At 68.4% G+C, this 15709-nt stretch carries 14 protein-coding genes; all 14 read right to left on the bottom strand.

What is annotated here, in order from left to right:
* Positions 1-4: 4 nt before the first annotated feature.
* Complete coding sequence (locus JW876_05520) at positions 5-736, bottom strand: polyprenol monophosphomannose synthase (protein ID MBN1884963.1); 732 nt, start codon at positions 734-736, stop codon at positions 5-7.
* Positions 737-741: 5 nt separating this feature from the next.
* On the bottom strand, positions 742-3186 hold the full coding sequence (locus tag JW876_05515; GenBank protein ID MBN1884962.1) for a hypothetical protein: 2445 nt from the start codon (positions 3184-3186) through the stop codon (positions 742-744).
* Positions 3187-3262: 76 nt separating this feature from the next.
* The gene (locus JW876_05510; protein ID MBN1884961.1) at positions 3263-4147 is read right to left on the bottom strand and encodes a glycosyltransferase family 2 protein; all 885 of its coding nucleotides are present in this window, start codon (positions 4145-4147) and stop codon (positions 3263-3265) included.
* Positions 4144-5322 carry a glycosyltransferase gene (locus JW876_05505; GenBank protein ID MBN1884960.1) on the bottom strand — a complete coding sequence of 393 codons (1179 nt, stop codon included), beginning with the start codon at positions 5320-5322 and terminating at the stop codon, positions 4144-4146. The genes JW876_05510 and JW876_05505 overlap by 4 nt, the downstream gene beginning before the upstream one ends.
* On the bottom strand, positions 5315-6256 hold the full coding sequence (locus JW876_05500) for a glycosyltransferase family 2 protein (GenBank protein MBN1884959.1): 942 nt from the start codon (positions 6254-6256) through the stop codon (positions 5315-5317). The genes JW876_05505 and JW876_05500 overlap by 8 nt, the downstream gene beginning before the upstream one ends.
* On the bottom strand, positions 6253-7221 hold the full coding sequence (locus JW876_05495; protein ID MBN1884958.1) for an NAD-dependent epimerase/dehydratase family protein: 969 nt from the start codon (positions 7219-7221) through the stop codon (positions 6253-6255). Before JW876_05495 ends, JW876_05500 begins: the two co-directional genes overlap by 4 nt.
* Positions 7218-9788 carry a DUF2723 domain-containing protein gene (locus tag JW876_05490; GenBank protein MBN1884957.1) on the bottom strand — a complete coding sequence of 857 codons (2571 nt, stop codon included), beginning with the start codon at positions 9786-9788 and terminating at the stop codon, positions 7218-7220. Before JW876_05490 ends, JW876_05495 begins: the two co-directional genes overlap by 4 nt.
* Positions 9789-9929: 141 nt before the next feature.
* The gene (locus JW876_05485; GenBank protein ID MBN1884956.1) at positions 9930-10895 is read right to left on the bottom strand and encodes a flippase-like domain-containing protein; all 966 of its coding nucleotides are present in this window, start codon (positions 10893-10895) and stop codon (positions 9930-9932) included.
* Positions 10892-12013, bottom strand: coding sequence for a glycosyltransferase family 4 protein (locus tag JW876_05480; protein MBN1884955.1), 1122 nt, complete (start codon positions 12011-12013; stop codon positions 10892-10894). Before JW876_05480 ends, JW876_05485 begins: the two co-directional genes overlap by 4 nt.
* Positions 12010-12801, bottom strand: a complete 792-nt coding sequence (locus JW876_05475; GenBank protein ID MBN1884954.1) for a class I SAM-dependent methyltransferase — start codon at positions 12799-12801, stop codon at positions 12010-12012. The genes JW876_05480 and JW876_05475 overlap by 4 nt, the downstream gene beginning before the upstream one ends.
* Before the next feature lie 9 nt (positions 12802-12810).
* The gene (locus JW876_05470; GenBank protein MBN1884953.1) at positions 12811-13542 is read right to left on the bottom strand and encodes a metallophosphoesterase family protein; all 732 of its coding nucleotides are present in this window, start codon (positions 13540-13542) and stop codon (positions 12811-12813) included.
* A complete protein-coding gene (gene nusB, locus JW876_05465; GenBank protein ID MBN1884952.1) occupies positions 13539-13946 on the bottom strand; it encodes a transcription antitermination factor NusB in 408 nt (135 codons plus the stop codon). Before nusB ends, JW876_05470 begins: the two co-directional genes overlap by 4 nt.
* Positions 13947-13959: 13 nt before the next feature.
* Positions 13960-14430: a 6,7-dimethyl-8-ribityllumazine synthase gene (locus JW876_05460; GenBank protein MBN1884951.1), complete on the bottom strand. Its 471-nt coding sequence runs from the start codon at positions 14428-14430 to the stop codon at positions 13960-13962.
* Complete coding sequence (locus JW876_05455; GenBank protein MBN1884950.1) at positions 14420-15685, bottom strand: bifunctional 3,4-dihydroxy-2-butanone-4-phosphate synthase/GTP cyclohydrolase II; 1266 nt, start codon at positions 15683-15685, stop codon at positions 14420-14422. Before JW876_05455 ends, JW876_05460 begins: the two co-directional genes overlap by 11 nt.
* Positions 15686-15709 lie beyond the last annotated feature (24 nt).

The raw sequence follows: 15709 nt of genomic DNA, 5'->3' as shown, positions 1-15709 counted from the left end.
CTGATTACGTCCCGGCGGCGGCCCGCCAGCGCCGCGGGTTCATGAAACGGAGGCGCCAGACCATGAAGGCCGCCTCCCAGATGATCTTCTTCGACATCTTCGACACCCCCACGCGGCGGTCGGTGAAGATGATGGGGATCTCCTTGATGCGGAAGTTCTTCTTCCAGCAGAAGAAGTTCATCTCTATCTGGAAGGAGTACCCGTCGCTGCGGATCGTCTCGAGAGGCAGCTGCCGGAGCACCTCGCGCCGGAAGCACTTGAAGCCTCCCGTGGCGTCCTTCAGGGGGAGTCCCGTGATGATACGGGTGTAGACGTTCGCCCCGCAGCTCAGGAACAGCCGCCGCAGTGGCCAGTTGACGACGGTGATCCCGCGGAGGTAGCGGGAGCCGATGACGAGATCGTTGTTTCGGATCGCGTCGAGGAAATCGGGGATGGCGCCCGGATCGTGCGAGAAGTCCGCGTCCATCTCGAAGACGTACCGCGCGTCCGTCTCCTCGAGGGCCCAGGTGAATCCCCGGATGTACGCGGAGCCGAGACCGAGCTTTCCCTCGCGGTGGATGACGTGGACCCGGTTGTTTCCGGCGGCCATGCGGTCGACGATGTCGCCCGTTCCGTCGGGGGAGTTGTCATCGACGACGAGCACGTCGATCCCCCCGTCGACGGCGAGGACCATCTCGACGATCCGCTCGATGTTCTCCTTCTCGTTGTAGGTCGGGATGACGACCAGGCTCTCCACGCTGGCTACTCCTTTCTCCGCGCGACCAGGCAGGCGGCGGGGACGGCGAGACACAGGAAGACGAACGCGATCGAGACGACGAGCGACCGCTCGAGCGTTCGCGACCGGTACGCGAATCGTATCCGGTGGTCTCCCGCCTCGAGCGCCAGGGCGCGGAGGCAATAGTCGGCGGTCAGCACCTCGCGCTCCTCCCCGTCGACCGTCGCCCGCCAGTCGGGATAGGCGATCTCGGAGAGCACGAGCACGCCGGGGCGCTCGAGGTGCGCCTCGATCAGGATCTCGTTCAGGTCCCAGGAGACGATGTCGGCCCGCGCGTTCTCTGATATGTCCGGCGCCGGGTCGGGGGCCGTCTCGAGAAGAACGGTGCGGGCAGGATCGAAGTTCGCGTCGACGAGGGTCTCGAGGATCCGCTCGCGCGGAAGCACCCGCGCCTCCCCCGCGACGAAGACCCGCGGCAGAACGCGCGTGTTCTCGTAGATGTACTGCCCGCCGTCCTGCCACACGAGCGGGAAGACCTCGTTCTCGCGGAAGATCGGGAAAAAGGAGAGCAGGTACTTCGCCCCGAGGAGATCGAGGAGCGGCGCGGGGAATCCCCCCGCGTTGAAGGAGGCGAACATCCCGTCCATCACGTCCTGGTAGCCCTGGAGCTTGGCCGCGTGGTAGCCCCCGAGCGAGGCGATCCGGGAGACCATGTAGCGGTTCTCGCTGAACGGGCGCACGTTGTGCGACCACTGCCCGCGCTGCGCGTAGGGAACGGGGAAGATCCGGAAGAGCGACGGGTCCTTCTGCAGGAAAGCGATCGCCTCGTCCGGTTTCTTGAACGCCTCCCGATCCTCGACCGGCCGCACGATCCGGTACTCGTCCCGCTCCCACGTCGACTCGGGATGGAGGATCGGCCGGTCCGCGACGAAGAGATCGGCCGCGGCGACGAGCGCCGTCGCGGCGAGGAAGCGGCCGGCGGAGAGACGCCGCGCGGAGGCGGCGAGGATGAGCGCGACGGCGAGGAGGAAAAAGAAGGCCGTGCGGACCGCGTCGGCCGCGAACCGTTCGCCCCCGAGGGCGCCCCATCCCCCCTGCACCCGCCCGCTCGCCGCCGCCCGGCTTTCGAAGCCGGCGCGCAGTCCCTCGCCGCCGGCGACGGCGAGGACGAAGAGGACGACGGCCGCGAGCGCGGCCCACCTGAGCCGGTCGGGACGAAGCCAGCGCGGCAGGTCTCCCGCCGCGAGCCGGTCGAGATACGCGTCGATCCCCCCGGCCGCCAGCGCCGTGAGGGCGAGCTGCTGGACGACGATGATCATCACCGGAACGCGGAACTTGTTGAAGAAGGGAAGCCACCGGAACATCGGGTCGTAGAGGATCGGGAAATGGCTGCCGAAGCTCACCAGCGTCGAGAGCAGCGCGAGGGCGACGAGGAGCCATTTCCAGCGGCGCCGGACGAGGACCGCGCCGATCGCCGCCCAGAGGGCCGCGACGACGCCGAGATAGTTCGGGTAGTCGGTGAAGGGCATCGCCCCGAGATAGGTCGCCTTCCCGTAGCCGAAGGCCCACGGGAAAACGAAGGTGATCATCTCCTTCGGGTGCAGGCTCCAGCCGGTTGCGTAGCCGTAATCCAGCCCGCCGCTCCCCCCGCGGATCGAGTACTCGGCGTACTCGCGCACCGGCAGCACGAGGACGGCCGAGACCCCGAGAGCGCCGACGACGGCCGCCGCCAACGCGGCGGCGTTCGCCGCGGCGGCCCGCCGGTCGCCCGCGCGCAGAACCGCGACGGTCTCCCAGAGGAAGATCGTCCCGACGACGAGGAAGGTGTAGTAGGAGATCTGGATGTGCCCGCGCATCATCTGGATCCCGAGGACGAGGGCCAGGAGCGACGTCGTCGACACGCGGCTTCCGCCGCGGAAGAGCCGCAGGGCGAGGAGCGCGGCGAAGGGCATCCAGGCGATCGCCGACGCCTGCGACCCGTGCCCGTGCGCGCCGACGGCCACGTAATTCGGCAGGATCATGAAGAGGACGCCGGCGAGCGCCGCCGGCCCCCACCGCATCCCGAGCGAGCGGCAGAGCAGGTACATCCCGGCGCCGGCGAGGAGGTAGTGCACGAGCAGCCATCCCAGCTCGGGGAAGCCGGCGTACGCGTGCAGCAGGTGGGTGACGAAGGAGACGGGATAGACGTACGGCGTGTACATCTGGCTCGGGAAACTCGGCATCCCGCAGAAGATGTAGGGATTCCAGAGGGGGTATTCCCCGGCGGCGAGGCTCCCGCGCCCGACCGTCGCGAAACTCTCCCACGCCGTCGCGTCGGGAACGAGGAAGATCCTGTTCTGCAGCGCCGCCTCCGGCATGAGCGCGACGAGGACGGCGCAGAGCAGCGCCACGACGACGAGTCCGCGTTTCCACGGCGCGGCCGATTCCAGCGCGTCGATCGGCTCCGGCCGTGTGTCCGCGCGGTCGTTCATCGATTCACCTCCCAAGTGTCCGCTTCTCACGAGTCTAGCATGTTCCGCCGTTCCGGGTAAACCGGCAAAACGGCGCCTATCGTCCCCGCAGCGCCCCCGCCGCGCCGCGGAGGGCGGCCGCGGCGAGCCGGCCGCGTCCGGCCGCGAGAAGCCCCGCGACGAGCAGGAGAAACGCAGCCCCGTGGATCGGCGCGACGAGGAGCCGCCACGCCCGCCCGCGGAAGCGCCGGTGGAGCCGCGCCGTCGATCGGAGCCGGTGCTCGAGCTTGAAGGGAGTCATCCCGCCCCCGCTGCTCGAGGAGACCTTGTGCAGGACGCGCGCGTCCGGCGCGTACGCGCAGGAGAAACCGGCTTGCCGCGCGCGGAGACAGAAATCGACGTCCTCGCAGTAGATCGTGTAGGAGGGGTCGAGAAGACCGATCCGCTCGAAGACCTCCCGCCTGACGAGCATCGCGCAGCCGCTCACCCACCCCGTCTCGCGGGGCGCCCCCCCCGCATCGTCGGGGCGCCTGATCTCCTCGTGCCGGGGCGTCCAGAGCAGGGGCGTGAAGCCGCCCCCGCCGTACCACACGCGGCCGGGATCGTCGTGGTAGAGGATCTTCGGCCCGGCGATCCCCGCCCCGGGAACGTTCTCGAGGGCGTCGAGGAGTTCGGCGGCGAAACCGGGATCCACCTCGGTGTCGTTGTTGAGGAGGAGGATGTACCGCGCGCCCTCGTCGAGGACGCGCCTCACGCCGACGTTGTTCCCCTCGGCGAAGAGGAGGTTGCGGTCGTTGCGGACGAGCGCGACCTCGGGAAATCGCTCGGCGACGATCCGGTCGGACCCGTCGCCGCTGTCGTTGTCCACCACGGTGACCCGCATCGCCGGACGCTCGACGCGCCTCAACGACTCGAGGCAGGGCCCGATGACGGCCGCCCCGTTCCAGTTGAGCACGACGCAGTCGATCGAGGCCGCCGTCACCCGTCCCCCTCCCCCGTGCCGACCGACGCGAGACGCTCGATCGCCGCCGCCATCGCCCGCCACGAGAAGCGCTCCTTTTCCCGGGCGAAATGCCCGCGCATCCGCTCGCCCCATCCCCCGCGGAAAAAGGTCTCCACCGCCCCCGCGATTGCCGCCGGATCGCCCGGATCGACGACGAAACCCGTCTTCCCCTCGGCGACCACCTCGGGAAGCCCGCCCACGCGGGTGACGACGACGGGGCGCTCGAAGGCGAGCGAGATCTGCGCGATACCGCTCTGCGTGGCCGAGACGTACGGCAGCACCACGAGATCGGCCGCCGTGAAGAAATCGGCGACCTCCTCGTTCTGGACGTACCGGTCGACGAAACGCACGACCCCCTCGAGTTCGCGGTCGGCGACGATCTGCCGGTAGGGCGCGGGGTCCTCGTAGAACTCGCCGACGACGAGGAGCCGGGCGCCGGTGGACGCGCGGATCGCCGGCATCGCCTCGAGGAGGTATTTGAGCCCCTTGTAGGGGCGGACGTACCCGAAGAAGAGGAGGAGCGGGCCGTCCGCGGCCTCCTCGATCGCCGCGCGCGCATCCTGGCGGCTCCTTGCCCCGCCGACGAAGAAATCGTAGATCGGGTGCGGGCGGACCTCGATTGGCGCTCCCGGCCGGATCCGTTCGAGATTCCGTCGATCCTCCTCCGACTGGACGACGAATGCGTGCGCGAAGGAGAAGGCGAGACGCGAGAGAAGGCGGTCGACCACCGACCGCTCGTGCGGCACGACGTTGTGGCAGACGAAGATCACCTTGCCGCGGCGCGCAATGCGGAGGATCGCGCCGATCTTGCCCAGCGCGGGCGCGAAGCAGGGATGCCACCACTGCACGATCGTCGCGTCGGGACGCCAGTTCGCGATCCGCCAGCCGGCCCGGATCCACGTGAGGGGATTGATCGAGTCGATCAGCCGCTCCGACGGGAAGCGCAGCGCGCTGTCAGTCTCGTCGAGCTGCGTCCTGCCGGGGAAGAAGAGTTCGGGATAGAGGCGCCGGTAGTTGACGAGGAGCACGTCGTGGCCGCGGGCGAGCTCGCCGGCGAGACAGGTGTTGTAGTGCGAGATCCCGCCCCGGTAGGGATAGGCGGGCCCCACGAGGCAGAACCGCGCGCGCCGGCCGTTGTCGTCCGTATCAGTCATCGACCTCGTACTCGCGGATCGCGAAGGTCTTCTCCGCCCGCCAGGTGAAGAGCTCGGCGAGAAGCCCGAAGGAGGCGATCTGGACGGCGATGACGATCATCACGAGTCCGCCGACCATCAGGGGCCGCACGCGCAGTCCCCTCCCCGCCAGCCAGACGGCGAAGAAGTACAGGGTGACGAGCCCTCCGGCCGCGAAGAAGACCGCGGCGACCCGCCCGAAGAAGTGCAGCGGCGAGGAGGAGCGCCGCGTGATGAACCAGACGGTCATCATGTCGAAGATCCCGTTCAGGAAGCGGCTCGCGCCGTACTTGCTCCTGCCGAAGCGGCGGGCCGAGTGGCTGACCGGCTTCTCGGTCACCCGGAAGCCCTCCCAGCCGGCGAGCACGGGGATGAAGCGGTGCAGGTCGCCGTAGACGCGGACCCGCTTGACGACCTCCCCGCGGTAGGCCTTCAGCCCGCAGTTGAAATCGTGGAGCTTGATGCCGCTCACCAGGGAAACCATCGTGTTCCAGACCCGGGAGGGCAGCGTCTTCGAGATCGGATCCTTGCGGTTTTCCTTCCAGCCCGACACGAGATCCCAGCCGTCGTCGAGCATGGCGACGAGGCCGGGGATCTCGTCGGGATCGTCCTGCAGGTCGGCGTCGATCGTGACGACGACGTCTCCGCGGGCGGCCTTGAATCCCTCCGCGAGCGCCGCCGATTTGCCGTAGTTCCTGCCGAAGGAGACGATCTTGACGCGGCGGTCCTTCGCGCGCAGCATCCGGAGGATGTCGAGCGAGCGGTCGGTCGAGCCGTCGTCGATGAAGAGCATCTCGTGCCCGGCCGCCGCCGACTCGAGCATCGCGGTGAGTTTCCGGTAGAGCTCCTCGAGGCTCTCCTCCTCGTTCAGGAGGGGAATCACCATCGACACGAAATGGGTCCGGTCCGCGATCATGCCTCGCTCCCTTCCTCACGCCCGCCGCGACGCTTTTCGTACCAGGCGGTCTCCCTGGCCAGCCCCGCCTCGAAACCGACCCGCGGACTGAATCCCAGCTCGACCCGCGCCAGCGAGGTGTCGGCCCACGTGTCGATGACGTCCCCCTTCGCGCGGTCGAGGAAGCGGATGTCCAAAGCGGTGCCGGTCAGCGACGCGATACGGTCGAGGACGTCGAGGATCGAGACGCGGCTGCCGCCGCCGATGTTGAAGATCCGCTCCGCCCCGCCGTAGCCGGCGGCGAGGAGATTCGCCTCGACCGCGTCGTCGACGTAGGTGAAATCGCGCGTCTGCCTGCCGTCGCCGTAGACCTCGATGGGCCGCCCGTCGAGGGCGGCGGTGATGAAGGTGCTGAAGGCCATGTCGGGGCGCTGCCGCGGTCCGTAGACGGTGAAATAGCGGAGCGCCGCGTAGGAGAGCCCGAAATTGGCCCGGTAGAGCTCGCAGAGATGCTCGCCGGCGAGCTTCGTCGCCCCGTAGGGGGAGACGGGGCGCAACCGGTGTCCCTCGCGCATCGGCAGCTCGGTCGTCTCGCCGTAGACCGAGCTCGAACTCGAGAAGACGAGCCGCGCGGGGCGCGTCCTGAGCGCCTCGAGCAGGCGCTGCGTCGCGCGGATGTTCGCGTCGACGTAGAGGTGGAACTCCCGTCCCCAGCTCCGGCGGACGCCCGCCTGTGCGGCGAGATGGAAGACGACGTCGGCGCCGTCGAGGAGCCGGTCGAGATCGCAGTCGTTCAGATCCGCCTCGACGAGCGTGAAACCCCGGGCGCGGCGGGCGGTCTCGATCTGCAGCCGTTTGCGGGCGGGACTGTAGTAGTCGGTGAAGGAGTCGATCCCCCGGACAGTCCATCCCTCGGAGAGCAGGCGCTCGCTGAGATGGGAGCCGATGAATCCCGCGGCGCCCGTGACCACCGCTGTCCGGCTCACTGGGTCCCCCCGTCGATCGAATCGGCGGCGCGCCCGAACCCGTACTCCTGTTCGAGGACGCGGTCGATGTCCCGGTAGAGATCGGCGAACTGCTTGTCGGCCGGGTGCGACTCGACCCAGCGCTTCACCACGTCGACGGCGATGTCGCGCTGTCCGAGCATCGCGGCGAGACGGAAGCCGTACTCGAAGAGCGTGCGCTCGTTCGGCACGGCCTTCGTTCCCTCGAGGAGCACGGCGAGGGCCCTCGGCATGTCTCCCGTCCGCTCGTAGACCGAGGAGAGCATCAGCCAGTGCTTTCCGACGCCCGGTTTCTCCCGGACGAGCTTCTCGTAATGGGCGAGGGCCTCCTCGTTGCGGCCGGCGTTCATCAGGTAGAGCCCGAGATACTGCTCGGAGAACTCGAATCCCGGGGAGAACTCCAGGGAGAGCTCCGTCCAGCGGACCGCTTCCTCGTAGTTCCCGTCGAGATAGTTGCCCTGCCCGAGCTGGAAGGCCGCGACGGCGAAGTTGATGAACATCCCCCTCGTGTCGGCGTCCTTGTACATCGAATCGTCTGCCTTCATCTCCCCGTCGAGAACGCCGCGGAACGAGTAGATGTCCCGGAAATTCCGGGCCATGAGGAAATAGTTGTTGTTGAATTCCTTCTTGTAGGGCACGAGCCGTCGCACCATCCCCTGCATCTCGAGGTAGTCGGCGTAGGGCTTCCAGACCTCCTGCGGGACGGTGACGGCGAAATAGACCGGCTGCTTCCAGTTGTTCTCCTGGATGATGTGCTGCACGGCGAGGTCTCGCTTCCAGGCCACGCCCCCCGAGCGGAGCGCGATCGGACGGAGCCGCTCGATCTCGGGGTCGGAGAGGGATATGGGCACCTTCGGATACTCGTCGCGGAGCTGCTCTATGTACCAGTTGGTGTTGAGCAGGCTGAGGTTCGCCACGCGGACGTCCTCGCGGAATTTCTCGACCGTCTGGATGTACCAGAGGGGGAAGGTGTCGTTGTCGCCGTTCGTGAAGATGATCGCGTCGGGCTCGAGCGCGGCGAGCATGTTGTAGGCGTAGTCGCGCGCGATGTAGTTGTCCGAGCGGTCGTGCTCGTGCCACTGGGCGTGCGCCGGGAGCATCGAGAAGACGAGCAGCACGGCGCCGAGCGGCACGACCGACCGGAACGCGTCGCGCGCCGCCTCGCGCGCCTGCGAACGCAGGAGCATCAGGAACGAGCCCGTCCCGATGCCGATGAACATCGTGAAGAAGTAGAAGCCCCCGCCGTAGAAATAGTCGCGCTCGCGGACCTCGTGGTCCGAGAAGTTCAGGAAGAGGATCAGACCGAGCGAGTTGAGGAGCAGCGAGGAGAAGATGACGATCCAGCTCTTCTTCTCGCGCCGGAACCCCTCCCAGACCCCGTAGAGACCGAGGAAGGTGGGGATCATGACGGCGGCCATGGCGAGGTTGAAGGGGCCGATGAAGAGATCGTTGAACATGCGGAACTGCTGCTTGTAGTACCCCCAGAAATGCCCCAGCTGGAAGAAAAGCGACGCCTTCCTGTTGAGAATGTTCATCGGCGGGTACTGCTCCCGCCGGAGGTGGGCGTACAGGGCGCGCCACGTCTCGGGATCGACCTCGTCGATCGCCGGGTTGAGCCCGGAGCGGATGTAGAGGAAAAGGTGCACCGAGATCCCGAGGGCGAAGAGGAGCGAGGCCCAGAGGGCGAAGCGTCCGCCGCGCATCACGCTCCACACGACGAGGACGGCGAAGATCACCAGCCCGATGACGGTCAGGTTGCTCTGCTTGTGCATCGTCATGTCGGCGACGACGACGGCCATCCCGAAGGTGAAGACGAGCAGCTCGAAGTTCGAAAAGGTCTTCTCCCGGACGGCGAGAAGGGCGAGGAAGACGCCGCCGTAGACGAGGATCGTCCCGAGGTGGAACCCGATCCCCATCGAGAGGAGATAGACGATGAGAAGAACGAGGTTGCGCGCGTGCGAGGCCCCCTGGCGGTTCAGTCGCTCGACGGTCCGGGCGGCCTCCTGCTCCCCCTTCTCCTCGACGAGGGCGCGCCGCCGCTCCTCGTCGACGGCCCCGGAGGGATTGGCCAGCCACCGGAGGGCGAGCAGCGTGCAGAGCCCCATGACGAAGGCGGAGAGGGAATAGACCTCCGCCTCGGTCGAGTCCCGCCAGTAGGTGTCGCTGAAGGCGAGGTAGAACGCGCCGACCGCCGGCGCGGCGAGATGGATGAACCGGGTGAGTTTGTCGACCGGGCGGCCGAACATGAAACGCAGGGCGGACGCCGATATCAGGTAGGTGAGCAACACGCCGAGGGCGCCGAAGACGACCGAGAGGAAATTCACCCGCTCCGCGACCGACATGCCGATCGGCAGCATCGAGAAGACACGTCCGACGAGGACGTAGAGGGGCGTGCCGGGGGAATGGGGGATGCCGAGGATGTAGGAGGTCGCGATGAACTCCCCCGAGTCCCAGAAGGAGGTCGTCGGCGGCATCGTCGCCACGTAGGCGAGGAGGCTGGCGAAGAACACGGCCGCGGCGAGCAGCCGACGCAGGGTCCTGTCAGACATCGATTTCCACCTCTGTCGGTTGCAATGGATACGCCGCCGCGCCGCACGGCGGTTCCGCGGCGGCCGACGACCGTCTCGACATGTCTTTAACCCGAGAAAACTACTATGATTCCGGGAAAATGAAAAGGCGTTTTTCGCCGGTCACCGTCGGCCCAATTGGCGGGCGAGGAAGAAGAGCCCGCCGAGGAGCGAGACGGCCACCTGCACGACGTAGGTGATGAACTCCATGAGAAAGGCCTGGCTGCCGGCGATCCCGAGTCCGGCGAAGAGGACGACCCCCGTGCCCTCGCGGACGCCGAGGCCGTTGAGGGAGATCGGGAGCGTCATGACGAGGCCGAGCAGCGGCACGATCACGTAGAAGCCGAGGAGGGTCTCCGCCCCCGCCGTCACCCCGAGGGCGCGGCCGACGAGGACGTGCGTGGCCACCCGCAGCGCCTGCACCGTCATGGCGAGGAGCATCGCCCTGATCATCAGCGACCGCATCGCCCGGAAACCGCCGAGATGGCCGACGACCGAGTCGATCCGCTCGCCGATCCCCCTGAAGCGGATTTGCCCGAGCAGCCGGCGGACGCCCCCCGAGAGCCGCCTGTTCGCCGCGAGGAGCGCGACGGGCAGGATGCAGCCGGCGAAGACGAGCATGTAGACCGGAAGGTTGTCGATGACGCCGAGCGGCAGGAGGGCCGTCGAGGCGGCCAGGGCGAGCAGGCAGAGCGCGGTGATCCCCGCGACGCGGTCGAGGAGCGTGACGGCGAAGACGCGGTGCGGGTCGTTGCCGTCGTGGACGACGTCGAAGATCTTCACCGCGTCCCCGCCGACGTTCGCCGGCAGGAAATTGTTGAAGAAGAGGCCGACGAAATAGAGTTGGAAGGCGCGCCGGAAGGAGAGCGGCACTCCGCCGCCGTCGAGGAGCATCCGCCACTGCAGGGCGCCGAGCAGCGAGCTCAGGAAAAAGACGGCCGACGCGGCGACGAGGTACGGCCCGTCAATCCGACCGAGCGAGGACGCGATCGTCCGGGGCGAGATCCTGGCCACGAGAAAGGCGATGAGCCCCGCGCTCACGGCGATCTTCAGCGCCCGCAGGAGGCGGGAACGGGCAATCGGACTCACCGGGCCTCCTTTCCCCCGCCGGCGACCCGCCGGAACAGCGCCTCCGATTCGAGTGCGCAGCGCTCCCAGGTGAGCTCCTTCACGCGGGCGAGCGCCGCCGCGCTCATCCGCCGCCAGAGCGGGTCGTTCTCGATGAGTTCGAGCGCCTTTTCCGCGAAGGCCGTCTCGTCGCCGTAGGGGACGAGGAACCCCGTCTCGCCGTCGATCACCGAATCGCGGAGCCCCGGCCGGTCGCTGGCGACGACGGGCAGACCGCAGGCATTCGCCTCGACGACGGTCAGTCCCCACCCCTCCTTCGGGCTCGGGTTGAAGAGGAGGTGCGACCGGTTCAGCAGCCTGACCAGTTCCTCGTGCTCCATGAAGCCGCGGAACTCGACGCCGTCCCCGAGACCGAGACTCGCCGCCTCCTTCTCGAGGGCCGGCCGCCAGGGGCCGTCGCCGACGATGACGAGCCGGGCGTCCGGTCGCGAGCAACGGACGATTTTGGTCGCCCGGAGGGCCACCTCGACGCTCTTGTACCGGCGGAGCCGGCCGAGATGGACGATCGTCGGGCGGTCGTGGCGCTCGATGTCCAGGTGCCGCCACGTGTCGTGGTCGAGCCCGCAGAGGATGACGTCGATCCGGTCCGCGGGAACGCCGCGGGCGACGAGATCGTCCCGCGTGCTCGGGGAGATCACCATGAACCGGCTCGCGCGGTAGACGCGGGGGATGAACTTCTCCAGGAAGAGCACGTAGAGGCCGATCGGGACGCCGGCCTCCCGGAAGACCGTCGTGCCGAAGAGGTGGGGGATCGTGGCGACGACGGGCGTTTTCGTGAAGAGGGGCATGAAGAAGGGCAGCTTGTTGATGTCCTCGACGACGACGTCGTATTCGTTGTGGCGCATGTGCCGCCGCGCGAAGACGGGCAGAACGAGGTTGGCGTCGTACCAGTGTCCCCGCCGGAGGACGCGGACGCCGTCGATGCTCGCTTCCGCCTCGCATCCGGGCCATGCGGCGGCGATCAGCGTGGCCTCGTGCCCGCCATGCACGAGGCGCGAGAGGATCTCGTGCAGATGCAGCTCGGCGCCCCCCGCCTCGGGGTTGCGTATGTCCCTCCAGTTGATCGCGAGGATCCTCATCCCTGCGTCCCTTTCTCCGGCTTGCGGGCGATCGTGCCGATGACCACCGCCGTGTCCATACCCCACCGGGAGCGCAGGATCGCGTCCCGTACGGGGCGGAACACGCGGCGGAGCGAGGTGAAGACGGCCGGGTACATCGGCAGTCGGAGGCCGATCGGCAGCAGCGCGCGGCGGAGCATCCTGAACCAGATCGGCGGATTGAGCCACTCGCCGTAGCTCGAGACGATCTCGAAGCCCCGGTCCCGGAGCAGCCGCTCCAGCTCCCTCCTGGAGAACTCCGTCTCCCAGCCGGCGAACCACCGGTTCGCCGCGATCATCGCGTGCTTCACGAGGGTGTAGTAGTGCCATCGCTGCGGGACGTCCACGAGGAGCAGCCCGCCGGGCCGCAGCACGCGCAGGTTCTCGGCGAGGAGCGGACCGGGATCGCGGAAATGCTCGAGGAGCCCCTGGTGGAAGACCAGGTCGAAGACCCCGTCGGGGAAGGGCAGCGCGAGGGCGTCCCCGCCGCAGAGCAGGACCCGGTCCCCCGCCTCGAGCTGGGAGGCGACCATGCCGAGACTCGGCATGCTGTAGTCGAGCGAGACGACCGTCGCGCCGCCCCGCGCCATGAGGACGCCGTCGCGGCCCGTGCCGGCGCCGACCTCGAGTATCCGCCGCCCCGCGAAGCGGCAGGCGCCCGCGAGATGCCGCGAGACCCGCTGCTCGTTGTCGTAGATCTCCTCGACCCGCCCGGCGCCGATCCAGAAATCGTCCCAGTGCCGTTTCTCGCTTCTGCGTGTCGTCGTCACGTTCCTCTCCTACTTCCCCTCGCGCAGCCGCTCGGCGTAGAAGGCGGGGATGGGGGTTCCGCGGAAATCGCCGATCGCGGCGTCGATATCGTAGGGGATTCGGCTGAGGGTGATCGAGGCCGCCTCCGTGTCGTAGACGAGGCAGGCGGCGCGCGGGTCGCCGTCCCGCGGCTGCCCGACGCTGCCCGGGTTGACGACGTATCGGTCCCGGTCGTCGACGGGGATCTGGACGTCGGCGGGAAACTCCACCTCGCCGCCGTCGAAGGTCGCCAGCATGGGCAGATGCGTGTGCCCGGTGAAGCAGACGTGGAAATCGAGCGCGTGGAAGATCTCCATCGCGCCGACCGCGGAGAAGACGTAGGTCCACCGCTCCGGCTCCACGGGCGAGGCGTGGGCGGCGATGATCCCCTCCTCGTTCCACTGCATCGTGAAGCGCTCCCGCAGGATCGCGCGCTCACGTTCGCCGATCTCCCGGGACGACCAGCCGAGCGCCTCGAGGGCCCGCGGGTTCATGTCCTCCCTCGCCCGCGCGTCGAGGAGGGCGGCATCGTGGTTGCCGAGAAGCAGGTGCGCGCGGGGAAGCCCGGCGATCCGCTGGAGGCAGCCCGCCGGGTGGGGGCCGTAACCCACGCAGTCGCCGAGGAAGAGGAAGTCGCAGGGCTGTTCCTCGCGGTAGCGGGCGAGGACGGCGTCGAGGGCGCGCACGTTGCCGTGGACGTCGGAGCAGACGAAGAGCTTCACGCCCCGCGCACCTCCCGGGCGAGCCGGTCGAGGATCCCGTTGACGAACCGCCCGGCGTCGTTCGAGGAGTATCGGTGGGCGATCTCGATCGCCTCGTTGATGATGACGTTGGTCGGCGTCTCCGGACAGTAGAGGAGCTCGGCGAGCGCGATCCTGAGTATCGTGAGGTCGACGACGGACACCCGGTCGAACCGCCAGTTCTCGAGACGCTCCTCGATCATCCGGTCGAGCTCCCCGCAGTGCGAGGCGACCTCGGTGGCGAGCCTGCGCGCGTATTCGACCGCCTCGTCGGAGGACTTCCGGCGCACCACCGTCTCGGCGAGCGCCTCCTCCCAGCCCTGCCCCGAGATGCGCTCGGTGTAGAGGGCCTGCAGGGCCATCTCCCGTGCCTTTCGTCGTTTCATCCGGCCCCGCCCGTCAGTTCCCGTCGATCTCGCGCCAGAGACTCGCCATCTCCAGCGCCGAGAGCGCCGCCTGCCAGCCCTTGTTGCCCGCCTTGCTCCCCGCCCGCTCGAGGGCCTGGTCGAGGGTGTCGGCGGTGATGATGCCGAAGGCCACCGGCTTGCCCGACTCCCGTCCGACCGCGGCGACGTCCCTGACCGCCTGGTTGGCGAGGACGTCGAAGTGCATCGTGTCGCCCCGGATCAACGCGCCGACGCAGACGACGGCGTCGACGTCGGTCTCCGCCGCCTTTCGCGCCGCCTGCGGGATCTCGAAGGAACCCGGCACGCGGTAGACGGTGACGTCCTCCTCGGAGACGCCGTGCCGCGTGAGGCAGTCGACGACCCCCTCGAGCAGGCGCCCCGTGACCAGCTCGTTGAAACGGCCGACAACGACCGCGAACCTGAGACCCGTGCCGATCAGCGTGCCGGCTTTCTCACGAACCATCGTGCTCTCCTTTTTCGATGACGACCCGGTCGGGTCCGTCGGCCTCGTCGCCCAGTGTCGTGAAAAGATGCCCCAGCTTGTCCCGTTTTGTCGAGAGATACTTGATGTTCCGCTTGTTCGGCGCCACCTGGATCGGCACCCGCTCGACGATCTCGAGCCCGTAGGCCCTGAGCCCGACGACCTTCCGGGGATTGTTGGTGAGAAGGCGGATCTTGTGCAGCCCGAGGTCGGCGAGGATCTGCGCCCCGGTGCCGTAGTCGCGGAGGTCGGCGGGGAAGCCGAGCTCCTCGTTCGCCTCGACGGTGTCCCTGCCCTCGTCCTGGAGCGCGTAGGCACGCACCTTGTTGACGAGCCCGATCCCGCGTCCCTCCTGCTGGATGTAGAGGAGGACGCCGTCGCCCTCGGCGGCGATCATCCGCATCGCCGCGGCGAGCTGCTCGCCGCAGTCGCAGCGCAGCGAGCCGAAGACGTCCCCCGTCAGGCACTGCGAGTGGACGCGCACGAGCGCGGAGACGTGCACGGCCGGCTCCCCCATGACCAGGGCGACGCTCTCCGAGCCGTCGAGCAGGCCCTCGTAGGCGATCAGCCGGAACTCCCCGTACCGCGTGGGCAGGGTCGTCTCGGCACGCCGGCGCACGAGCTTCTCGCGGCGCCTGCGGTAGCGGATCAGATCGAAGACGGTGATGATCTTCAGATCGTGCTCGCGGGCGAGTTCGAGGAGCTCCGGCGTCCGCGCCATCGATCCGTCCGCGCTCATCACCTCGCAGAGCACGCCGGCGGGCTGGAGACCGGCGAGCCGGGCGAGATCGACGGCCGCCTCGGTGTGGCCCGCGCGGCGGAGCACCCCGCCCCGCGCGGCGCGCAGCGGGAAGATGTGCCCGGGCCGGGCGAGGTCCCCGGGGGTCGTCTCCGGGTCGACGAGGGCGCGGATCGTCACGGCGCGGTCGTGCGCGCTGATCCCCGTCGTCGTCCCGCGCGCGGCGTCGACCGAGACGGTGAACGCGGTCCCCAGCTTGGCCGTGTTCTCCTGCACCATCATCCCGAGCCGCAGATCGTCGAGGCGCTCCCCGAGCAGGGCCACGCAGACGAGTCCGCGCGCGTTCGTGGCGAGGAAGTTCACCGCTTCCGGCGTGATCTTCTCCGCCGCCATGATGATGTCCCCCTCGTTCTCCCGATCCTCGTCGTCGACGACGACGACCATGCGGCCGTCGCGGAAGTCATCGATCGCATCCTCGATCCTGCTGAAGTCGCTCACGTTGCACTCACCTCTCGTCCCCGG

Source organism: Candidatus Krumholzibacteriota bacterium, from assembly GCA_016931295.1.
GTDB lineage: Bacteria > Krumholzibacteriota > Krumholzibacteriia > Krumholzibacteriales > Krumholzibacteriaceae > JAFGEZ01.
Note: the sequence above shows the minus strand (reverse complement) of the source record. Positions and strands in the feature narration are given on the sequence as shown.